Genomic DNA, 18,987 nt, shown 5'->3' with positions numbered 1-18,987 from the left:
TGAATACCCTTAAAAAACTGTGTCACGCGTCTTGTTTCCAAGACACCATAACATGAATGGGGAGAGGTTGGGTCATGTTTTAAGCGGTCGCCGCTGAGGTTGCCTCCTTATTGGAAACCGTATTGGAAATATGGGGGTTTATCCCGTTTTTATACCACGTATTTAGAGTATCTCGATATCGCAATTCTTCATTTCTGTCAAAAGCTTGTAGCATGTACGACAGACTCCGGCGCGTCTGGAAGCGGAACAGACAGGCCACATGCGCCTCCCCGTTTCAAAAGCAGCACTGGATCACAAGTCATGGTTTGTGGCATGCAGGGTATCTATTGGTTAAGATATCAACAACAGTATGACGTAATAGAGGTCTACCTGACATAAGCTGATGCCCAATCTGTTCGCATACATTGTTTTGTTCAGCTATCCGCTGGTTGTGATCATCCTGTTCCGGCGATTACCCCTGCCACAAGCACTGGTATGGTCGATTATGGGCGGCTATCTGTTTCTGCCCGAACGCACCGAAATAGACCTTCCCCTTTTGCCCGCTTTAGACAAGGTGCTCATTCCGAGCCTGGTGGCGGCCATAATGTGCTGGTTGACCCCGCCCCCCTTGCAGCCGCGCCGCGCGCCGCGCGCCGCTGCGGGAACATCGCCCCCGGCAAGGCGGCCCCGCCCGAAGGGAAAAGAGGGGAAATCCTTTCGGCACAACTGGATTGCGAACCTGTGTCTGCTGATGCTGTTTGTCACCCCGATCGGGATTTCGATGACGAATAACGATATTGTTGTCGCCGGACCGCGGGTGATACCGGGTATCCGGACCTATGACATCTTTTCGATGATGTTGAATACCGCAGTGATGGTGCTGCCGTTTCTGCTGGCGCGGCGGCATCTGGCCACACAGGAGGCGCATGTGCAATTGCTGCGCGCCTTTGTCGCCGCCGGACTGGTCTATTCACTGCTGATCCTGATCGAAATCCGTCTCAGCCCGCAATTACATCGCTGGCTTTACGGCTTTCACGCCCATCTGTTTGGCCAGCAGGTTCGGGACGGGGGATATCGCCCGATGGTGTTTATCCAGCACGGGCTGCGGGTCGGATTGTTCATATTGCTGTCGGTTCTGGCCGCCTTCACGCTTTACCGGGAACGGGTTGCCAGCAAGTCTGCTGCGGGCAAACTGCGGGGCGCACGTGACACAGCCGCCTCCCCGCCACAACGTGCAGCGCTTGCGTTTTATGCCTTCCTGTGGCTCTTTTTCATCCTCTTTATGTCCAAAACCCTTGGCGCCTTTATGATTGCGTCACTGTTCCTGCCGATCATGTTCCTGACCAAGGCGCGGCACTGGCGTATCCTGTCGATGGTCTTTGCACTGGCTGTGCTGGTCTATCCGATGATGCGCTCGGCTGGACTGGCCCCGGTGGATCGCATGTATGAATTCGCCCAGTCGATCAGCGCCGATCGGGCGCATTCGTTCAAGTTCCGGCTCGACAACGAAGATATCCTGCTGGAGCGCGCTTCGGAAAAACCTTTGTTGGGCTGGGGCGGATGGGGCCGCAGTCGCGTCTATGACCCTGTCAGCGGCAAGGATCTGTCCGTCACTGATGGCACTTGGGTGATCGTTTTTGGTAATGCGGGGTGGGCGGGCTATCTTGCGCAATTCGGGCTGCTGACCCTGCCGGCCTTTTTGTACATGTCAAGCAGGGGGGCGCTGGCAAATTCTATCGTCACACAAGGTCTTTGCATAATTCTTGTGGTCAATCTGATTGATCTGATCCCCAACTCCGGACTGACGCCAGTCACCTGGATGGTGGCGGGGGCCCTTTTAGGGCGATACGAACGACGGCCGCGCGGGGATCCGGCCAAACCAGCCCCGCGCAGAAGACCTAGCCGAGATGCACCTGCCGCGCCTGCCCTAAGATCCGGTTCACAATCCGCCGTTTGATCCCGGCGGGTGGTTGAACCGAACGATCCCTCTCAAATGTCATCCCGGATATCGCGCGGTCATGCATCAACGCCAGTTTGCCCCCCCAGCGGGCGACGTCGGCAGGATCCAGTCCATCGGGAATGCCCATGGTAGTGTTCAGTGCACCGGGAATCCATTCGTTGATAATGATATCGGGAAACCGGTCGCCCAGATCGGCCAGTAGCGCCTTGGTGTAAATCCGGCAGGCCCCTTTGGACACTGAATAGGCCGCTGCCGTAGGGGCCGGTCCGTTGCCTGCATAGGTCGTGACATTCACGATCCGGCCCACGCCGGTTTCCACCATATCGCCAAGCGCCTCGGCAGTGCAGGCGACCATGCCGCCCAGATTGACCTGCACCGTGTGCATGAAGCTGTCGACCGTTTCCTCAAGAATATCACGGCGCGGATAGAGCGCCGCATTATTGATCAATACGCTTACGGCGCCCATTTCGCTGCGGATTTTTGCAAAGGCCGCCGTGACCGCCTCCGGATCGCCCACATCCACAGCAACCGGCAAAAACAATCCCTCGGGCGCGTCTTTTGCCATTTGCTGCAAAGGGGCGTTTGAGCGGGCCAGCCCCGCCACACGCACGCCCCGCCCCATCAAGTCCTGACACAGCGCCCGCCCAAGGCCCGAGCTGGCCCCGGTGACGACAACGACACCGTTTGCCAAGGTTTGATTATAATTCATCTGGGGTCTCCGATTTGGCGCGTGCGACGATGATATCACCGACACGCAGGGAATTGGCGGCAATGGTCAGGCTGGGGTTCACCCCGAGAGAGGTCGGAAAGAACGACGAATCCGTCACATAAAGATTGTTCAAATCATGGGTTTTGCAACTGGCATCCAAAACAGAGGTCGCCGGATCATGTCCGAACCGCAAGGTGCCGCAAGGATGGCCAAAGTTCAACTGGGGGGCCATCCCCGTCATCAGCCGCCGGTGCCCGGCAAACGCCTTTCTGATCCGGCGCCGGTAAGCCCGCCAGCGCGCCATCATCTCATCAGGAATAGTATATTGAAACGTCGGCACATCGGGATCATTTTCGTTCAGCACCACCCGGTTATCGGGATAGGGCAGATCTTCCATAATGGCCGAAAAAACCTTGGCATCTCCCAACATCCGCGCTGCAATCAGAGCCGGAATATTGGTCAGCGGATAGCGCAACCTGGGGATATGGCGCAGCACCGAGCGATCGTAAATCCCGCACAGGAATGTGGCTATATTGCCAAAGGAGGCCTCAAGCCCGACCGATTGGATGACCCCAAATCTTTCGCCCTTATGACTGTATAGGTCCCGCAGGGAAATCGCCTTGGACGCCCCTTTGAAGCGATGTTTGCGCTGGGGCCAAAGCACGAACAGCTCATTCAGGTGAAACATCAGCCCGCGCCCCACCCAATCCGAAGAATTGGCGCAGCCTGCAGGGTTTGGTCCCTGCGACCGCAACAGCAACCGGGGCGAGCCATACCCCCCTGCGGCCAGAACATAAAAACGTGCGCATAAGATCGCGTCCTGTCCGTCTTGGGTCAGCTTGACCCCTGTCACCACCTTGTCGTCATAGACCAGCGCAGTGGCATCGCAATCGGTCAGCAGCGTGGCATGACCTGTAGCCAGAGCCGGTTCGATCCCTGCGGAGCGCCCGTCCATCTTGCAACGGCGCGGGCATTTGTGCCCGATGCACATCATACACCCTTCAATATGGCGGATCGACAACGGCAACCGGTAGGGGTGCAATCCGTTCTTCGCCATCCTGTCCATCATCTGCTGCTCGTCAGCACTGATCGGTACAGGTGTTTTCAGCGGAAACGCAGCCTCGGTCGAAAGCGGGTCGTTTTCACCGGCGATATGCAGGATGTCTTCGGCCTGCGCATAATAGGGCGCAAAATCGTCGTAGCCGACGGGCCAGCCCCCTGTGGGATGGGGCATGGCCGGTGTATCTTCCAGATCGTGGCGTTCGGGGCGTTCCAGCGCGCCTGCATAAAACACCGATGATCCCCCCACACCGCACCCAAGGGCGGCAAAACTGCGGCTGGTACGTCCGTTCAGCGTGGCCTCTATCTGCGTGGGCCAGAAACTGCGTACACGCCGCGCCACCGGATCCAGCATCTTCTGGTTCAGCCCCTGCTGTTCTTGAGGATGATCCTGAGGACCTTTTTCAACAATCAGCACGGACAGCCCCTGTTCAGCCAGCCGACGCGCAGCGATCCCGCCCCCCATACCCGCACCGATGACGATCACATCCCAGCTTCGGGTTTGCGCCTGTTGCAGTTTCATGGCGTGCCTCCGGCAGCGTCAAACACTGGGGCAAAAATCCCGCGCAGGCGTTTGGCAGTGGTATTAATCACGTGGTTGTTGTCCAGATATTCCGCACGACCGTCCCACATGGCCGAACAACCGGTGTCATCACAAAAGAACGGCCACGGGTCGATTACCTCGGCCTGTCCTGACAGGGCGGCGAGCATCCGGTCGGCCTCGGCGTTGCGCAGTTCAAGGTCTTCCAGCGGGGTCACAGAAAGCCTTGCCACATCCTCCTGATTCATACGTCCATGGGCCAGATCCCGTGCGACCACACGGGAATCATAGTCGAATATTTCCGGAGCCTGACGCAACACAAAAACCTTGCGACCCTGTTCCGTCAGGGTGGCGATACTGTCCTGCATCGCTTGGCGGACCAGCGCATCCTGCGGGGTTTCGTGCCCATCGGTGGCGCTAATCTTGATCGTGTTTTGCACATCGCGCCCGACGCCAACCCCTTGGGTATAATAGGTCCAGCGACCGATCAGCAGTACCGTATCAAAGGCCCCTTTGCTCAGGGCGGCTTCAATCTGCCGGTTCTTCTCACCGCACGCCGTATTTTGCACCGACGTCGAAGTGTTCTCGGACTTTTCCAATCCAAAAGCCGGCACGCAACCCGCCCGCCAGATGATGAGCGCAGGCACATTATGTTCAAACGCCGCCTGCTCCAGCCCCTCCTTGAAGGCGCGCACATGACTGTCACCCCAGATCAACAAACGCGGTTCACCTTCAGGGCCTATGGGGCAGACTTCAATCCCGGAAAAACCACCCTCTGCCGGTACGATACAGCGACGCCAGTCCTGCCGGAATCCGCGCGTGGCTTCGATATGGGTGCGCACCTGCGGATCAAACCGCTCCGGCAGTCCGTCCCTGACAAACAACAGCGCCCCAGCCGCAAGTGCCCCAGCCGTTGCAACACCTGCTGCGGTGAACAACCACGCGGGGGGTATTCTGGCACGGCGGGTAGGCCCTTCGATGAACCGCCAGCTGAGGTAAGCCACGCCAACAGACAAAACGATTTTCACCAGACGTACAGGGAGCGAACCCGCCTCACCCCAATAATAACTGGACAGCGTCACAATCGGCCAATGCCAAAGATAAAGCGAATAGGAAATCAACCCGATGAACACCAATACCCGACTGGAGAGCACCTGATTGATCAGGTTGGCGTTCTTTCCATTGGCGATGATCAGCACGGCCCCCAGCACCGGCACGGCTGCTTTCCAGCCCGGAAAGCTCGGGTCAGGCGTCAGCAGCGTCACCCCCGCCCCCATCAGCGCAACGCCCCCCCAAGACAGCGCGGGGTGCAGATCCCATGTCAGGCCCCGCTGCACGCCCGCGATAGCCAGTAAGACACCTGCCAGCATCTCCCATGCGCGAAACGGGAACAAATAGAATGTCGCAGTCTGGGACTGGGGGGTCACGGCAATACAGGCAATAAACGAGACCAGCCCGACAAGACCTAGCACAACCGGAAGGGAGGATCGCACAGCTTTGAGCAAAAGCAGGGTCAAAGGCAGGAAGATATAAAACTGTTCCTCCACCGACAGCGACCATGTGTGCAACAGGATCTTTTCCTTGGCCGCCGTGTCGAAATAGCCTGCTTCGGAAAAGAAATAGACGTTGGACAGATATACCGAGGAACTGATGATCTCTTTGCCAAGGGCGCGGAAATCAAACGGCAGCATGATCAGCCAGCCAACCACAAGGCAGGTCAGGATCACCGCAAAGTAAACCGGAGCCAACCGCCGGATCCGGCGCAGATAGAAATGCCCCAACCGCACCCGTCCGGTGTCTGACAACTCCCCCCAGAGGATACCGCCAATCAAAAAGCCCGAAATGACGAAAAAAATATCCACTCCGACAAAACCGCCAGAAAATCCGGGTATATCGAAGTGAAAGAACAAGACCGGCAAGATGGCGAGCGCGCGCAGTCCATCGATCTCTCTACGGTATTGATGCAATCAAATGATCCTTAAATATGTTCTTCCCAAATACGATGCTATCGTCCACGGGTCCAGCCCGCAGGCGCAGGACGTGCGCGTACGTTCAGCGCCACGCCGACATAAACAGCAAAACTGACCGGATATCGCAACGCCAGCGACACAAGCTCCTTCCGTCCCAAACCCACCTTGGCTTCATTGGCGGCCAGATGGGGGTAGAGATCATAAATTTCACGCACTCCGGCATCCTGACGGCGGCGCACTTTGACCAGCCCGAACCAGCCTTCGATCATGGGCCAGTGATAGGCCGCTGGCACCTCAATCCGCTGATCCGGCGGGAAATTCAGCCGCACAAATGTGTCATCCGAGATAACCTCGGGGAAGTCCCCCCAAAGGGCACGGCCCGCACCGTTCACTGCAAACAACCCCGCCCCCACCGCGCCGCCTTTGACAAAAGGCAGTTGCTGCCAGAATTTGGCATAGGCCCGCGTAATCCAGCTGCGGGCCGGTGTCACAACCAGCGTGCCAGTGGCATAAAGCGGGCGCTCCGACGACAGGGCAGCCCGAAGTTGGCCGATCAAGGCAGGGTCACAGATCACATCCGCATCCAGATAGGCGCGCATGGCGCCTATGGCCGCCCGATCACCTGCATTCAACGCGCCCACCTTGCCAGGCGGGTCCAGATGCAGACAGGTTAACTGCCACCCTCGTGCGGTGAAGCGAGGGAGATACCCTGTTACGATGTCTTCGGTACGATCCGTGCAGGCATTTGCAGCAACAATGACCTCCAACACACCGGCCTCTGGATCCTGCGCCAGCACAGCATCCAGACAGGGCCCGATATAATCCTCTTCATTGTTCGCCGCGATGATAATGCTAAACTGGGTGTTCACTGCCACTGTCATACTCAAACCTCTTGGTCCGTCTTGCCGGTCTTGCCTGTTTCTGTCTAACTTGGCGTCACTTCGGGCAAAGTGCGCTTCGCTGTGTCCTATTCTTAGCACAAAGAAGCGACATACATAGCGCTCTGGTTACAGATCCGTTCAGGAGAAAATTTAGCATTCTACGAAGGCAATATCAGAATTTATTTATAAGGTTAGGCGGAAGATTATGGCGGATATTTACTGGGGACAGAGCGCCCCGGCAGGCAAAGTGCGTATCACGCACCCGAACCGCAATGCCCTCCTTGGGGAAATTTCGGATCGTTTGGCAAAGAGACAGGGCTTTACGCTTGCCACGCTGAATTTGGACCACTGTGTCAAATTGCGTCAAAATCCGGATTTCAAGGCGGCCTACCTTCACCACAGCCATGTGGTCGCCGATGGCAATCCGATCGTCTGGTTATCGCGTCTGGCGGGGCGGCCGGTGGATCTCGTGCCAGGATCGGAACTGATCACCCCTCTGGCGAATATCGCAGCCAAGCACGGTGTTCCGGTGGCGTTGTTCGGGTCAACTCCGGACACATTATCCGCCACAGCTACAGCGTTGGAAGCGGCCCATCCCGGTCTTGAGATCGTGGCGCAGATTGCTCCTCCTTTCGGGTTTGATCCCACCAACAAGGAAGCGGACGAACTGATCGCCAAATTGGGGGCCAGCGGCGCAGGCTTGTGTTTTCTGGCCCTTGGCGCCCCCAAGCAGGAAATCTTGGCCGTACGTGGCGCAGAAGCCCTGCCCGCCTGCGGTTTTGTGTCGATTGGCGCCGGCCTGGATTTCATTGCCGGAACACAACAACGCGCGCCCCGTATCGTACGACGGCTGGCGTTAGAGTGGCTTTGGCGACTGGCAGGAAATCCTGCGCGACTGGCGCGACGCTATGGCGCCTGTTTTGCTATCCTACCCCAGTTGGCATGGACGGCCCGAAAAGATCGGGCACCCCAGCAGGACAACGCTTAAAGGCCCTTTTCCTTGCCAAATCCGCAGAAATAGGGTTTTGCCCGTCAGGCAACTTGACTAAACACATCAGGCGACACTCAGAGGGTACTGTATTTCATGCGCAGATTGTATTTACACATTGGCAACCACCGCACGGCCACCAGTTCAATCCAGTCCTTCATGGCAAAGAATGCCAAAGCCCTGCGCACTAAGGGCGTGCTTTATCCCTATAACACCCCACGCCACATGAAGCTGATGAACCAGTTGTTTGACGGCAGCAAAAACCCCCATGAGGTGGCCAAGGATCTGAACTTCCGCGCTGAGAGCAAACAGATGGACATCCATTCCATCCTGCTCAGCGATGAGGATATCTCCTGTCGGCGCGATCTGTCGGTGCTGGCCAAGTTCCGCGAGCATTTTGATGTGAAAGTGATCTTCTGCCTGCGCCGTCAGGATCTGTGGCTCGAAAGCTGGTATTTCCAGAATGTGAAATGGCAGTGGCGCCCTGCCCTGTGCCATCTGACAGTAAATGAGTTTTTTGAGCGCCGTGCCCAATTTCCCTGGATGGATTACAAAGCCCATATCACCCATCTCGAAAAACTGTTTGGCCGCGAAAATGTGCTGCTGAACGTGTTTGAACGGGACCAGATGCCCGAAGGCCCGATTGCGAATTTCGCAGCACTGATGGGGCTGGAGCTGGATGACAGTTTCACCACCCCGCCCAAGCGCAATGCCAGCCTTACGCCACTGGTCAGCGAGATGATGCGCTGCCTGCCGCTGGATGAAGCCCCCACCGATTACCGCGTGGTGTTTGACCGTGCCTGTGGCAAGGTGGATGAAATCATCCGCGAAACACAGCCTGAAGCCGCCGGTTCCCTGATCCTGAGCCATGAACAGCGTCGTATAATTCTGGACGAACATGCCGCTGGCAACGCATGGGTGGCGGAACGCTATTTCGGGCGGGACGAACTGTTTCATGATCCTGTCCCCGACGAGAACGCAAAAATATCAGAGCTGAAACTACCAGCGGACAGTTACGAGACGATGGAAACCCTTGTGGCCCCGCTGGTGCGCGCCTTGATCAATGCGCATAAAGCCAAGTCCAAACAATAGGATAGAACGAAATGGTCAAGCAGCTTGTCATTCATCTGGGGGACCGCAAAACCGGCAGTACCGCCATTCAGGACGCGCTGGTCGCTGGGGCGATCCAAAGCCCTGATGCCAGCATATTCTATCCCACCGGCAACAATCACATTCCGCTGGCCAAGACCCTTTCTGTCAAGGCGCTGGCAAGCCAGCGGGACCAACGGTTCGGCAAGCTGGCCAAACGGATCCACCGCTCTGATGCGGATATAGCGGTGATCTCGGCCGAACATTTTGAATCCGTTGATCCCGCCGCGCTGCAAGAGGCCCTGAAGGAATTCTTTCCCGATCTTCTGGGGCGGGTCCGGTTGCTGGCCTATGTGCGCCCCCATGGGGACCGGCTGGTGTCCAACTACGCCGAGGCCATAAAACTCGGGCATTTTGACGGGGATCTGGACGCCTATCACGCCATGCGGCTGGAAAAAAGACCGCTACAGTATACGCCACGGTTCAACCGCTGGCGCGAAACTTTCGGCAGCAGCTTCACCCTGCGCCCCTTCGTACGGGGCGCACTTGTGAACGGGGATATTGTTGCGGATTTCGCAGAGTTTCTGCTGGGGGACACCCCCCATCAGCTTGCGGATTCCCCCCAAAGCAATCCCTCCATGTCACTGGAAGACCTCGCAATGATGCGGCTTTTGCAAAGCCGGATCGCGGCCGTGCCCAACAGCACGAAGTTTCAGGTCAGTCTTGGCAAGACCCTTGGAACCCTGCTGGCCGAGGCACCGGAACAGCCCGCAAACCACACCAAACTGGCCCTGCACGCCGATCTGGCCGAAGCGGTGCAAGAGGCTTATCTGGCCGATGCACAGGCCCTGGATCAGGCGTTTTTTGCCCCCGAAACCCCGATGAAAGACGCCCTGCTGGCCGCTCGTTCCAAGGCGGTTAAAGCGCCCCAGTCCATTGCCGCCGAAGACCACCTTTCGCCCGAAGCCATCCGCATGGTAGACATCTGGGCCGGTCTGTTGACCAGCCGGAAAGCCCCGAACGGCTCTGCTTTGCGGGAAATCCTTAAAGATGGGCCCCGTGCAGCCAAAGGCACTGGCCCCAAAGGGGGCGGGGCGAAAAACCAAAAGACGACCGGCGATCAGGAATTCAATGAGGATGATCTTCTTGACCTGTTTTAAAGCCCTTTACCCGATTTAGCGCCCCGATTTTTTTGCGCACAAAGGATATACTTATGATTACCTTACAGAATATTGCCTTTCCCGATCCCGATATCTGTACCGAGATCGACCTTTATGTGCGCCTGAACAATCTGGTGGGGCTGGACCGTCCCAGCGAAACCCTTCAATTCAGCGCGGGCGGAACAGCGGATTTTGGCACTTACTTCAACGCGCTTTCAATCGGCAAATGGCACAAGGCCTGCGCGCTGGACAATCTGTGGCTGGAACTGACAGGCAGCGGCACGCTGGAACTGGAAGTCTACCACGCCCTGCCCGACCAGTCCTGGAACACCCAGCAATGCGAGATCCTGACCCTTAGCGGTGAGGCCACACTGGTAGACATCAGCAGCTATAGCGAAACCTCGCAAAAAGGGATGATCTACTTCCGTCTGAAGGCGCTTAGCGATGCACGGCTGACGGGGGCCCGTTTCACCACAAAACGGGCTCTGTCTGCCCTGCCCCGTCTGGCGGTTTCGATTACCACGTTCAAACGGGAAACAGCGGTACAAAACACGGTAAAACGCTTGGAGGGCTACCTAGAGAACCATGAATATAAAGAGAATATTCATATCCTCGTGGTGGACAACGGCAAAAGCGCGCAAGTCTCTGAAAGCCCGCAGACCAGCTATTACCCCAATGATAATCTGGGCGGGGCTGGCGGTTTTGCACGGGGGTTGCAGACGGCGATCAAACGGGACTTCACCCATGTGCTGTTCACCGATGACGATGCCGCCTTCCCGATGGAAAGCCTGCATCGCAGCTTTGTGTTTCTGGCCCTTGCCACAGACAGCCGCACCGCGATTGCGGGGGCGATGATCAACAACACCCATAAATGGGCCATGTGGGAAAACGGCGCGTGGTTCAACCAGAGCTGCCACCCTTTGCACAATTTTCAGGACCTGCGGGATCTGACTGCGCTTTCCAAAATGGAATTTGAATCCGAACGAGACCACTACCCTACACTTTACGGCGGCTGGTGGTTCTTCGCCTTTCCCGTGGAACACGCGCAATACCACCCCTATCCGTTCTTTGTACGCGGCGATGATGTCAGCTTTTCCATTGCCAATGATTTCAACATCACCCTGTTGAACGGGGTGGTCTCCTTTCAGGACGGGTTCATCGAAAAAGAGAACCCGCTGACATGGTATCTGGATTTGCGCAGCCATATGGCGCATCATTTGTCCCTTCCCAGCATGGAAATTGGCAGCACCGGCGTGGGCAAGATCGGCCTGAAGTTCCTGCTGAGGAATATCATTAAATTCCAGTATGATACGATGGAAACCTGTCTTCTGGCATGGGAAGATGTGATGCAGGGACCGGAGTTCTTTTTGAATAATAAAGACATGGCCGAACGCCGTGGGCGGATCAAATCCATGGTCGGAAACGAAGTCTGGCGCCCTGTGGATGCGAGTACGCTGGACAATGTGGCCGATCCCCATCGTCGTATCCCCCGCTGGAAGCTGGCGCTTTATAAATTCAGCCTGAACGGACATCTACTGCCCATGCTCGGGGCTGGCACTGTGGTGGTTGCGCCCCAGGACCGTGGCAGCCTGCATATCTGTTGGGGCGCGCGCAGGATCACCTATCTTAACACCGACCGGACCAAAGCCTATACCACCCGCCGCTCTGCGGGGCGGGGGATCGGCCTGATGTGGCGGGGCGTAAAGCTGTTCTGGAAACTGCGCAATTCCTATCCCGAACTGGTGAAAGACTACCGTGAGAGCTATCCAAGGATCGCCGCTGCCAGTTATTGGGACGAGGTTTATAAAGACAGTTGAACAAGGGGCGCTGACCCCTTGTTTCTTCGACTAAATAACTGGCTGTCAAAATGCGGCGCGGCGCTTACAACCGGCCGAGCCACGCGCCCATCAGACCGGCAATCCGAGCGGCATCCGGACCTGGAGCGGCAGGGGTATCACCCGCCCCTTTCAAAGCATTAAGCGCATCGCTCATCGGGGTGGCGTCAAAGAACATCCGGTCAAGTGCCTCTGCATCCTGTTTGCATCCCGCGATCACCTGCTCTGCCAAATCTGCGGGCAGATGCAGCCGCTGGCCATTCGGGATTGGATGCTCTGCCATTTGCTCCCCGATCGCCGAACCGAGATACCCCGCCTGTGCCGGTGTCACCCCTGCCCCGTCAAGCCGCTGGTGAATGTCCCGCAACACGGCGATGTCTTGGGCACACAGGGACGGGTTTGCATCCGGCTGCCATGACAGGGAGAAATCCTCACTTTGCAGCGCATAGCGCATAAAGTCCTGCACGACACAGTCCTGATACAGACCGTCGCGGATCATCGGGCGCAGGGTGAAGGCGTCCCCGAAGACTTCGCGCCATTCGGACAGCCGTGGAAAGGCATCAAACCGCCCCAGCGCCATGCCTTCGCTGAAATAAGACTCAAGGCTGCCGACACTCTGGCCCCGTTTGACCTGCTCGCTATACCCCGACAGCACCCGCGCCCCGTGGGGCCGCACATAGGCAATCAGGCGCACGGCGTCTGCATAGTCGGGCAGATAAGCCTCAAGCGCCAGTTTAAGGGTCTTGGGGGCAACATCCTCAAAGCCCTCGCTAGAGACAACCGCCACATCTGCATCCGCGGCATGACGGGCCAGCCGCTGACCGAGACTTGTAAAACGCTGCTGGATATTATCGGGATTCGCCCCTGTTGCCAGCGCATGGGCGAGCGGACCGTTATGCCCGTTGGCAGTATAATACAGGGACCGGCTGTCGCTGTTCCACAAGCCATCGGTCAGGGTCTTCTGGATCGAGGTGCTGCCGGTTTTCCGGTCCCCGAGATGGAATACAAGTTCACAGGTCATGGCGCGGGCCTATCTTTCGTTTTTAATGACTCCACAAGGGCCAGAACCTCTGTGTGGCTAACCTCTCTGCGGTTGGCGAAACCGTCTTTGATTGCGCGGCGTAACAGGTTGATAAATATATGTTTATCTTCACCGTAATGCTTTGCATTGCGGAACCATTTCGCAATAAACACGGGCGCTACAAACCAGAAATAAATTCCAGCCGCCGCGCGGTAATTGATCAGCCCGTTGCGGTAGTTGTAATAGATCTTCCAATAGGGCCGGTAGACCTTATTTTCGATAAAAGTGGAACATTCGTGTTCAAAGCGCAGGTCCGGCGCAAAACCAATGGTGAAATCCGCCTGCCGTGCCCGCAGGCTGTAGCCCACATCATCGCCGTAGATGAACATCTTGCCATCGGGCAGGCCGATCTTCTGGATCACCGCACGGGACACAAACATCCCCACGAAAGAGGCTGCATCCACCGGCAGCACATCCGCGCCGGTATAGGCACTGTCGGGAATATGAAACCCCTGCCGCCCCTGCCCCCGCAGGGTTCCCCAGATGGTGCCAAGGGCTTCACGCAGATGCCAGAAGGGATTGCGCGAGGGGCGGTTCATTTCGCAGATACTGCCATCGGGGTAGTAAACCGCCGCTGCCAGCACATCCCAGCCGTGATGGGCTGCATCGACAAAGCGGATAAAGGCACCGGGGTCGGGACGGGCGTCATCATCCATGACCACAACCCAATCGGGATCGAATTGCTCCATCGCCACATGCATGCCCAGCTCAAACCCCCCTGCCCCGCCGAGGTTGTCCTTGGGGAACACCGGATAAATCCGCGCGTCAGTCTGGTCGTGCAGCCACTCCCGCGTGCCATCGGTGGAGCCGTTGTCCACCACCACAATCGCCTCGCAGGGTTCATCCAGCAGACGGGCAATGGTTTTTTGCAGCGCGGCAGAACGATTGAAGGTGGCCACAACCGCCACCAGCCGCTGGTCCAGCAGGATATGCTGCCCGTCCGCTACCATTGTCTTACAGGGGTGCCTTGACGAAGGCGGGCATCGGATCAGCCTCTGTCGCGTTCAAAAAGACATCCGCCGTGTCCAGCGCCTCGCGGATGGTGACATCCATATCGAGATAGCGATAGGTGCCAAGCCGGCCCACAAAGGTGACTTTCTGTTCTGCTCCGGCCCGCTTTACATAATCTTGCAGCATGTCTTTTTCATCCATCAGGCGGATCGGATAATAAGGAATATCCTCGGCCCCGCATTCACGGCTGAATTCCTTGTAGCAGACCGATCCTTCATGTGACTCCCAAGGGGAGAAATGCTTGTGCTCGGTGATGCGGGTGTAAGGCACGTCCACCTCGCCGTAGTTCATCACCGCACAGCCCTGATAATCCCCGTCATAAGTGAAACGTTCAAAATCCAGCGTGCGATAGCCAAGCCGCCCGAGATCATAGCCGTAATAGCCGTCCAGCTGCCCCGAGTAGAACACATGGTCATAATCCGCAGTCTGGCTGCGATCAAAGCTGGTGGAGAGATGCACGGTGATGTTTTCATGCTCCAGAATACCCGCCACCATATCGGTATAGCCGTTTTCCGGCATGCCCTGATATTTGTGGAAGAAATAGTTGTCGTCATAGTTGAACCGCACCGGCAGGCGTTTCAGGATGCTTGCGGGCAGTTCGGAAGGATGACAGCCCCACTGCTTCATGGTGTAGCCCTTGAAGAACGCCTCATAGAGATCCTTACCCACAAAGCGCATGGCCTGCTCTTCAAAGGTCTGCGGGTCCTCTATGCTGGTATCGGCCTGTTCTTGCGTGATGAAGGCATGGGCTTCATCGGGGCGCATGGTCTTGTTGAAGAACTGGTTGATGGTGTGCAGGTTCACCGGCAGGGAAAACACCTGCCCGCCGCTGGTGGTTTTCACGCGGTTCTTATAGGGCATGAAGGTCTGGAAGCGGTTCACATAATCCCAAACCTCGGTATCGTCGGTGTGAAAGATATGGGGACCGTAGACATGGACCATAACGCCGCTGTCTGCGTCCCGTTCCGTATGGCAGTTTCCGGCAATATGGTCACGCGCATCCACGATGGTCACTTTATGCCCCGCCTCGGCCAGTTTGCGCCCGATCACGGCACCGGACAGACCGGCCCCTACCATCAAAAGATTTTTCTGCGCCATATTCGATCTATCCACTCTGTTCTTCAAATTCACATGCCCCGCAGTCCAGCGGGCAAAAGCTCCGCGCATCCCGTTTCATATTGCTGCCCTCTGGTCAAGGCTGGGGCCATATTCCGCCCGTCAGTGATGCCCGTTTTTCCCTGTCCCGACAAGCAGGCAAAGGGCAGGAGGGGGCCTGTTCGCACAAAGGTTAAGAAATCTTACCAGCCCCGAACGCCCGCTTCAGTGACGGTTGATACACTCCGGCTAGTCTGGCGCGAATTTTATCCCGAATTTCATCCCAAAAACCGGAGCCCGCCCATGACCGTTTCCCCAGACACCTCCCCGATCCTTAGCCTGCCCTATATCCTGCCCGCGCAGGCGCAAAAACATGTCACCCACAATGAATCAATCCGTATGCTTGACCTGCTGGTGCAACTGACTGTGATCAGCCGCGCCATTGCCAGCCCCCCGGCCAGCCCCGCCATCGGGGATTGCTACGTGGTCGCGGCCACCGCCAGCGGCGGATGGGAAGGGCAGGAGGGCGCCATAGCCGTCTGGCAGGGGGCAGCATGGGCTTTCACCCTGCCACAGGCCGGCTGGCGCGCCTATGCGCTGGACGAGGCGGCGGGAATTACCTTTGACGGCAGTGGCTGGGGCAACAGTGTCACCCTGCAAAACCTGAGCGGCCTTGGCGTCAACACCGTATCCGATGGGACCAATCCGCTGGCGGTATCGGGGGACGCCACATTGCTGAGCCATGACGGGGCAGGGCATCAGCTCAAGATTAACAAAGCCAGCAGCAGCGACACCGCATCTTTGCTGTATCAAAGCAACTGGTCGGGACGGGCGGAAATGGGGCTGGCAGGGGATGACAGCTTTCGCATCAAGGTCAGCGCGGATGGCAGCAGTTTTGACACCGCCCTGTCCTTTGATCCCGCCAGCGCCACAACACAGGCCAAATGCCTGACCAGCGGCAAGCTGACGGTGGATCAGGATGCTGTGGGCCTGATCGACACGCCGGGCGCGGGGGGATTTGTGCTGATCACCGTGGTACACGCCAGCTATCCCCAAAGCAGCCACAGCGGGATTTTCTGTTATGACACCGGCGGCTCGCTGGCCTGTGACACAATTTATACCGGCAGCAGCTTTGCCAATCTCGGCACGGCGGTGCTGGACGGGACAACCGGATCAGTCAACACCAGCAGCCTTGCGGTCAAATCCGGCCAGTTACAAATCGAGAACCGCTATACCAACAGCTGGACCTATTCCTACACGTTTCTGGGCGGATTGTAGGGCAGGGCGCTTCTGAAATGTTCCGCGTGCGGAACATTTCAATCCGGATCAGAGTCTACAGCGGAAAGCTGACACGGGCCAACAGTCCGGTTTCCGCCCAGTCCAGTGTGATCGTGCCCCCCACAGCCACAAACAGATCGTTCACAATCTTCGATCCGCTCCGCCGCTCGGGCTGAACCACTTTCGGTCCGCCACTCTCGGCCCAGTGAAGCACCAGATGCCGCGCACCGTCTTCCCCAGACTCTACGCTCCAGTCCAGCGTGACCTTACCAGTCTCGGCCCCGAGCGCACCGTGTTTGACAGAATTGGTAGCGAATTCATGCAGGCCCAGCGACATGCAGGACAAAAGATGCCCCTGCAGCGCCACCTGCGGCCCCTGCAATGCAAATTGCTCGAGGCCTTTCGGGGCATAGGCCGCCAGAACCCCCTGTGCCAGTTCCCCAAGCTCCACGCCCACATCCACAGGCTGGGTGATCGCCGTGAAATGGGCATCGCTGAGGGCTTGCAGACGCTGTATCACCAACGCGCCGAGCGTTTTGGTGTCCAGCTCTTCCCGCGCAGACATCTTGATAACAACGGACATCACATTGACGATATTGCGCAGGCGGTGCACCAGTTCTTCATTGGCCAGTTTACGGGCCCGTTCCTGCTGCTGGCGCTTTTGCGTTACATCCAGCTGCGAGCCGAAGATGAACACAAGGTTGCCAGCGTCATCCAGAATAGGGCCGATCTGTAGCGCGTTGTCAAAGCGCGACCCGTCAGCGCGGTAGTTGATGATCTCCACCGTTTCCACCTTCTGGGCAAGAATGGCATTGCGCACCGCTTCCACGCTTTCGCGGGTGGTCTCGGGGCCTTGCAAGAAACGACAATTGCGCCCGACCACTTCGGCTTCGGAATATCCGGTCAGCTCCAGAAAGGCGGCATTGGCAAAAACAATCGGATTGTCTGGTAGGTTCGGGTCCGAAATACACAAGGGAATCCGCGCATGACGCACGGCCTCTGCGATGGCCTTGTCATTATCCAGATCCCACCGCGCACGGCCATTAGCAACGTTCAAAGGAGACTCTCCCGTTTCGGGATTATACAATCCCGGTTTCCCCGATGCGCCACGCAGTTCCCCCTATGCCGCAAACTCACCGGCAGAGAGCAAGCTTTCCTACCGTACTCTTGTCTAGCGGGTAAAAATGGGGCTGTGAAGCGGTTTCGATCTTTGAACCCCTTAAAAACAAAGGCGCGGCTGCGGTTGTTCTGCCGCGCCGCGCCTAAAACTGTCATATCCCTGATTGTTCCGCACGCGGAACATCGGGGCCGTGCCTAAGACCCTAAAAAGACTCTTGTTCCAGCAGGGATACGACCCTTTCAAGGGTCTTCTCGTCCAGATTTTCCCCTCTGATTTCAATGCGCCCCTGCTTCAAAGACACTTCCAGCCCGTTGCCAAGTTTCTGGCGGACCGGCGCGTCTTTTTTAGCGGTCGCAGGCTTTGGTTCTTTGGGCGGTGCGGCCAATGGCGCCAAAACGGCCAGCTCTGCATCAGGCGTTGTTGGTTGTTTCTCCTGCAGGGCCCGTTCGATCCGGTCTGCAAGTTCAGGATCACGCCGCAGCCCTTCCACCAGCGACAGGCCCAGCCGTTCGGGAATATGCCCCGGAAAGCAAAGCACATCGCCAAGGGCGTGATAGATTTCGATGAAGGACCGAATGCGAGAGCGTTTGGGGCGGCTGGCGGTGGCAAACAGCGACAACAACGCCTGTTTCTCGGTCTCAAACACCCCGTGCTTGACCGCCTCGGCAGCAACGCTGGCCCGCTCGTAGTAGCTCAGACCAACGCGGATCTCGTTTTCCTCAACCATCGCCACATAAGCATCGACCGAGGCATCGGGTTTGCGCAGCAGCGCCTGCACTGTGGCAAATTGCGGGCTGTTCGGATTGTCCTTGCGCAGAAACTCCAGCGCCATCAACCGCCGCCAGCCCGAAATCAGACCGTATTTCTGCGACCCTTCAATCTCCATCACCTCAATCGGGGTGCGCTGGCCGTGGCGCAGGATGGAATCCATCAGCGCCTTCATTTCCTCGCCGTCGAGCCGGATGCGGTCCCGTGCCAGATGATCCGGCGCAATATCTTCCAGCGGAATATCAAGGATCATCTTGCCCGCAGCCCGCGCGCGACTGATGTCCTCGGCCAGACCTTGCAGGGCGTTATGGGCCGAAGCCTCCGCTGCGACCTGTGCAATCGGCGGGCCGGACATGCGCGGTGCTTCCGGCGCGGAGGTGGTGTCGGGGGCAGGGGCGTCCTGTGTCAGGAAATCCGGTTTTGCCGGAGCCAGTCTCTTGCGGGCCATGATGTTATTCCTTTC

At 57.6% G+C, this 18,987-nt stretch carries 15 protein-coding genes; 6 read left to right on the top strand and 9 right to left on the bottom strand.

Annotated elements, in window-relative coordinates; translation table 11 throughout:
* Window positions 1-382 precede the first annotated feature (382 nt).
* Window positions 383-1,936 (top strand): O-antigen ligase family protein, encoded by a 1,554-nt coding sequence (locus tag IEX10_RS16905; protein ID WP_188678093.1) that lies wholly within the window; start codon window positions 383-385, stop codon window positions 1,934-1,936.
* Here the strand turns inward: IEX10_RS16905 and IEX10_RS16900 are convergent.
* From IEX10_RS16900 to IEX10_RS16885, 4 genes are read right to left on the bottom strand one after another with little or no spacing between them, the layout of a single operon-like run.
* Window positions 1,878-2,648 (bottom strand): SDR family oxidoreductase, encoded by a 771-nt coding sequence (locus IEX10_RS16900; RefSeq protein ID WP_188678091.1) that lies wholly within the window; start codon window positions 2,646-2,648, stop codon window positions 1,878-1,880. The two genes, IEX10_RS16905 and IEX10_RS16900, sit on opposite strands and share 59 nt — an antisense overlap.
* Window positions 2,638-4,230: an FAD-dependent oxidoreductase gene (locus IEX10_RS16895; protein ID WP_188678089.1), complete on the bottom strand. Its 1,593-nt coding sequence runs from the start codon at window positions 4,228-4,230 to the stop codon at window positions 2,638-2,640. The genes IEX10_RS16900 and IEX10_RS16895 overlap by 11 nt, the downstream gene beginning before the upstream one ends.
* A complete protein-coding gene (locus tag IEX10_RS16890; RefSeq protein ID WP_188678088.1) occupies window positions 4,227-6,215 on the bottom strand; it encodes an acyltransferase family protein in 1,989 nt (662 codons plus the stop codon). Before IEX10_RS16890 ends, IEX10_RS16895 begins: the two co-directional genes overlap by 4 nt.
* 38 nt (window positions 6,216-6,253) lie before the next feature.
* A complete protein-coding gene (locus tag IEX10_RS16885) occupies window positions 6,254-7,099 on the bottom strand; it encodes a glycosyltransferase family 2 protein (protein WP_188678087.1) in 846 nt (281 codons plus the stop codon).
* Between the two features lie 205 nt (window positions 7,100-7,304).
* Here IEX10_RS16885 and IEX10_RS16880 point away from each other — a divergent pair, with 205 nt between their 5' ends.
* The 4 genes from IEX10_RS16880 to IEX10_RS16865 all read left to right on the top strand — a co-directional run bounded on the left by IEX10_RS16880 (window position 7,305) and on the right by IEX10_RS16865 (window position 12,153).
* On the top strand, window positions 7,305-8,087 hold the full coding sequence (locus IEX10_RS16880; RefSeq protein ID WP_188678086.1) for a WecB/TagA/CpsF family glycosyltransferase: 783 nt from the start codon (window positions 7,305-7,307) through the stop codon (window positions 8,085-8,087).
* Window positions 8,088-8,183: 96 nt separating this feature from the next.
* On the top strand, window positions 8,184-9,179 hold the full coding sequence (locus IEX10_RS16875; RefSeq protein WP_188678084.1) for a hypothetical protein: 996 nt from the start codon (window positions 8,184-8,186) through the stop codon (window positions 9,177-9,179).
* 11 nt (window positions 9,180-9,190) lie between these two features.
* Entirely contained in the window at window positions 9,191-10,336 is a 1,146-nt protein-coding gene (locus IEX10_RS16870; RefSeq protein WP_188678083.1) for a hypothetical protein, read from the top strand.
* A gap of 53 nt (window positions 10,337-10,389) precedes the next feature.
* Window positions 10,390-12,153: a glycosyltransferase gene (locus IEX10_RS16865; RefSeq protein ID WP_188678080.1), complete on the top strand. Its 1,764-nt coding sequence runs from the start codon at window positions 10,390-10,392 to the stop codon at window positions 12,151-12,153.
* Between the two features lie 64 nt (window positions 12,154-12,217).
* Here IEX10_RS16865 and IEX10_RS16860 read toward each other — a convergent pair whose 3' ends face one another.
* Genes IEX10_RS16860 through glf form a run of 3 tightly spaced genes read right to left on the bottom strand, consistent with a single transcriptional unit; the run spans window position 12,218 to window position 15,361 of the window.
* Window positions 12,218-13,192 (bottom strand): hypothetical protein, encoded by a 975-nt coding sequence (locus tag IEX10_RS16860; RefSeq protein ID WP_188678073.1) that lies wholly within the window; start codon window positions 13,190-13,192, stop codon window positions 12,218-12,220.
* Window positions 13,189-14,202 (bottom strand): glycosyltransferase, encoded by a 1,014-nt coding sequence (locus IEX10_RS16855; RefSeq protein WP_188678071.1) that lies wholly within the window; start codon window positions 14,200-14,202, stop codon window positions 13,189-13,191. The genes IEX10_RS16860 and IEX10_RS16855 overlap by 4 nt, the downstream gene beginning before the upstream one ends.
* Window positions 14,203-14,206: 4 nt before the next feature.
* On the bottom strand, window positions 14,207-15,361 hold the full coding sequence (glf, locus tag IEX10_RS16850) for a UDP-galactopyranose mutase (protein ID WP_188678070.1): 1,155 nt from the start codon (window positions 15,359-15,361) through the stop codon (window positions 14,207-14,209).
* A gap of 300 nt (window positions 15,362-15,661) precedes the next feature.
* Between glf and IEX10_RS16845 the strand changes: the two genes are divergently transcribed.
* On the top strand, window positions 15,662-16,636 hold the full coding sequence (locus IEX10_RS16845; RefSeq protein WP_188678069.1) for a DUF2793 domain-containing protein: 975 nt from the start codon (window positions 15,662-15,664) through the stop codon (window positions 16,634-16,636).
* 55 nt (window positions 16,637-16,691) lie between these two features.
* Here the strand turns inward: IEX10_RS16845 and IEX10_RS16840 are convergent, their stop codons facing one another.
* Together IEX10_RS16840 and IEX10_RS16835 are read right to left on the bottom strand one after the other, a co-directional pair.
* Complete coding sequence (locus IEX10_RS16840; protein WP_188678068.1) at window positions 16,692-17,693, bottom strand: PAS domain-containing protein; 1,002 nt, start codon at window positions 17,691-17,693, stop codon at window positions 16,692-16,694.
* 265 nt (window positions 17,694-17,958) lie between these two features.
* The gene (locus IEX10_RS16835) at window positions 17,959-18,972 is read right to left on the bottom strand and encodes a ParB/RepB/Spo0J family partition protein (RefSeq protein ID WP_188678067.1); all 1,014 of its coding nucleotides are present in this window, start codon (window positions 18,970-18,972) and stop codon (window positions 17,959-17,961) included.
* Between the last annotated feature and the right edge of the window lie 15 nt (window positions 18,973-18,987).

The organism is Neptunicoccus cionae (assembly GCF_014643735.1).
Lineage (GTDB): Bacteria > Pseudomonadota > Alphaproteobacteria > Rhodobacterales > Rhodobacteraceae > Amylibacter > Amylibacter cionae.
The sequence above is the reverse complement of the archived record's forward strand: the minus strand, read 5'-3'. Positions and strand labels throughout refer to the sequence as shown.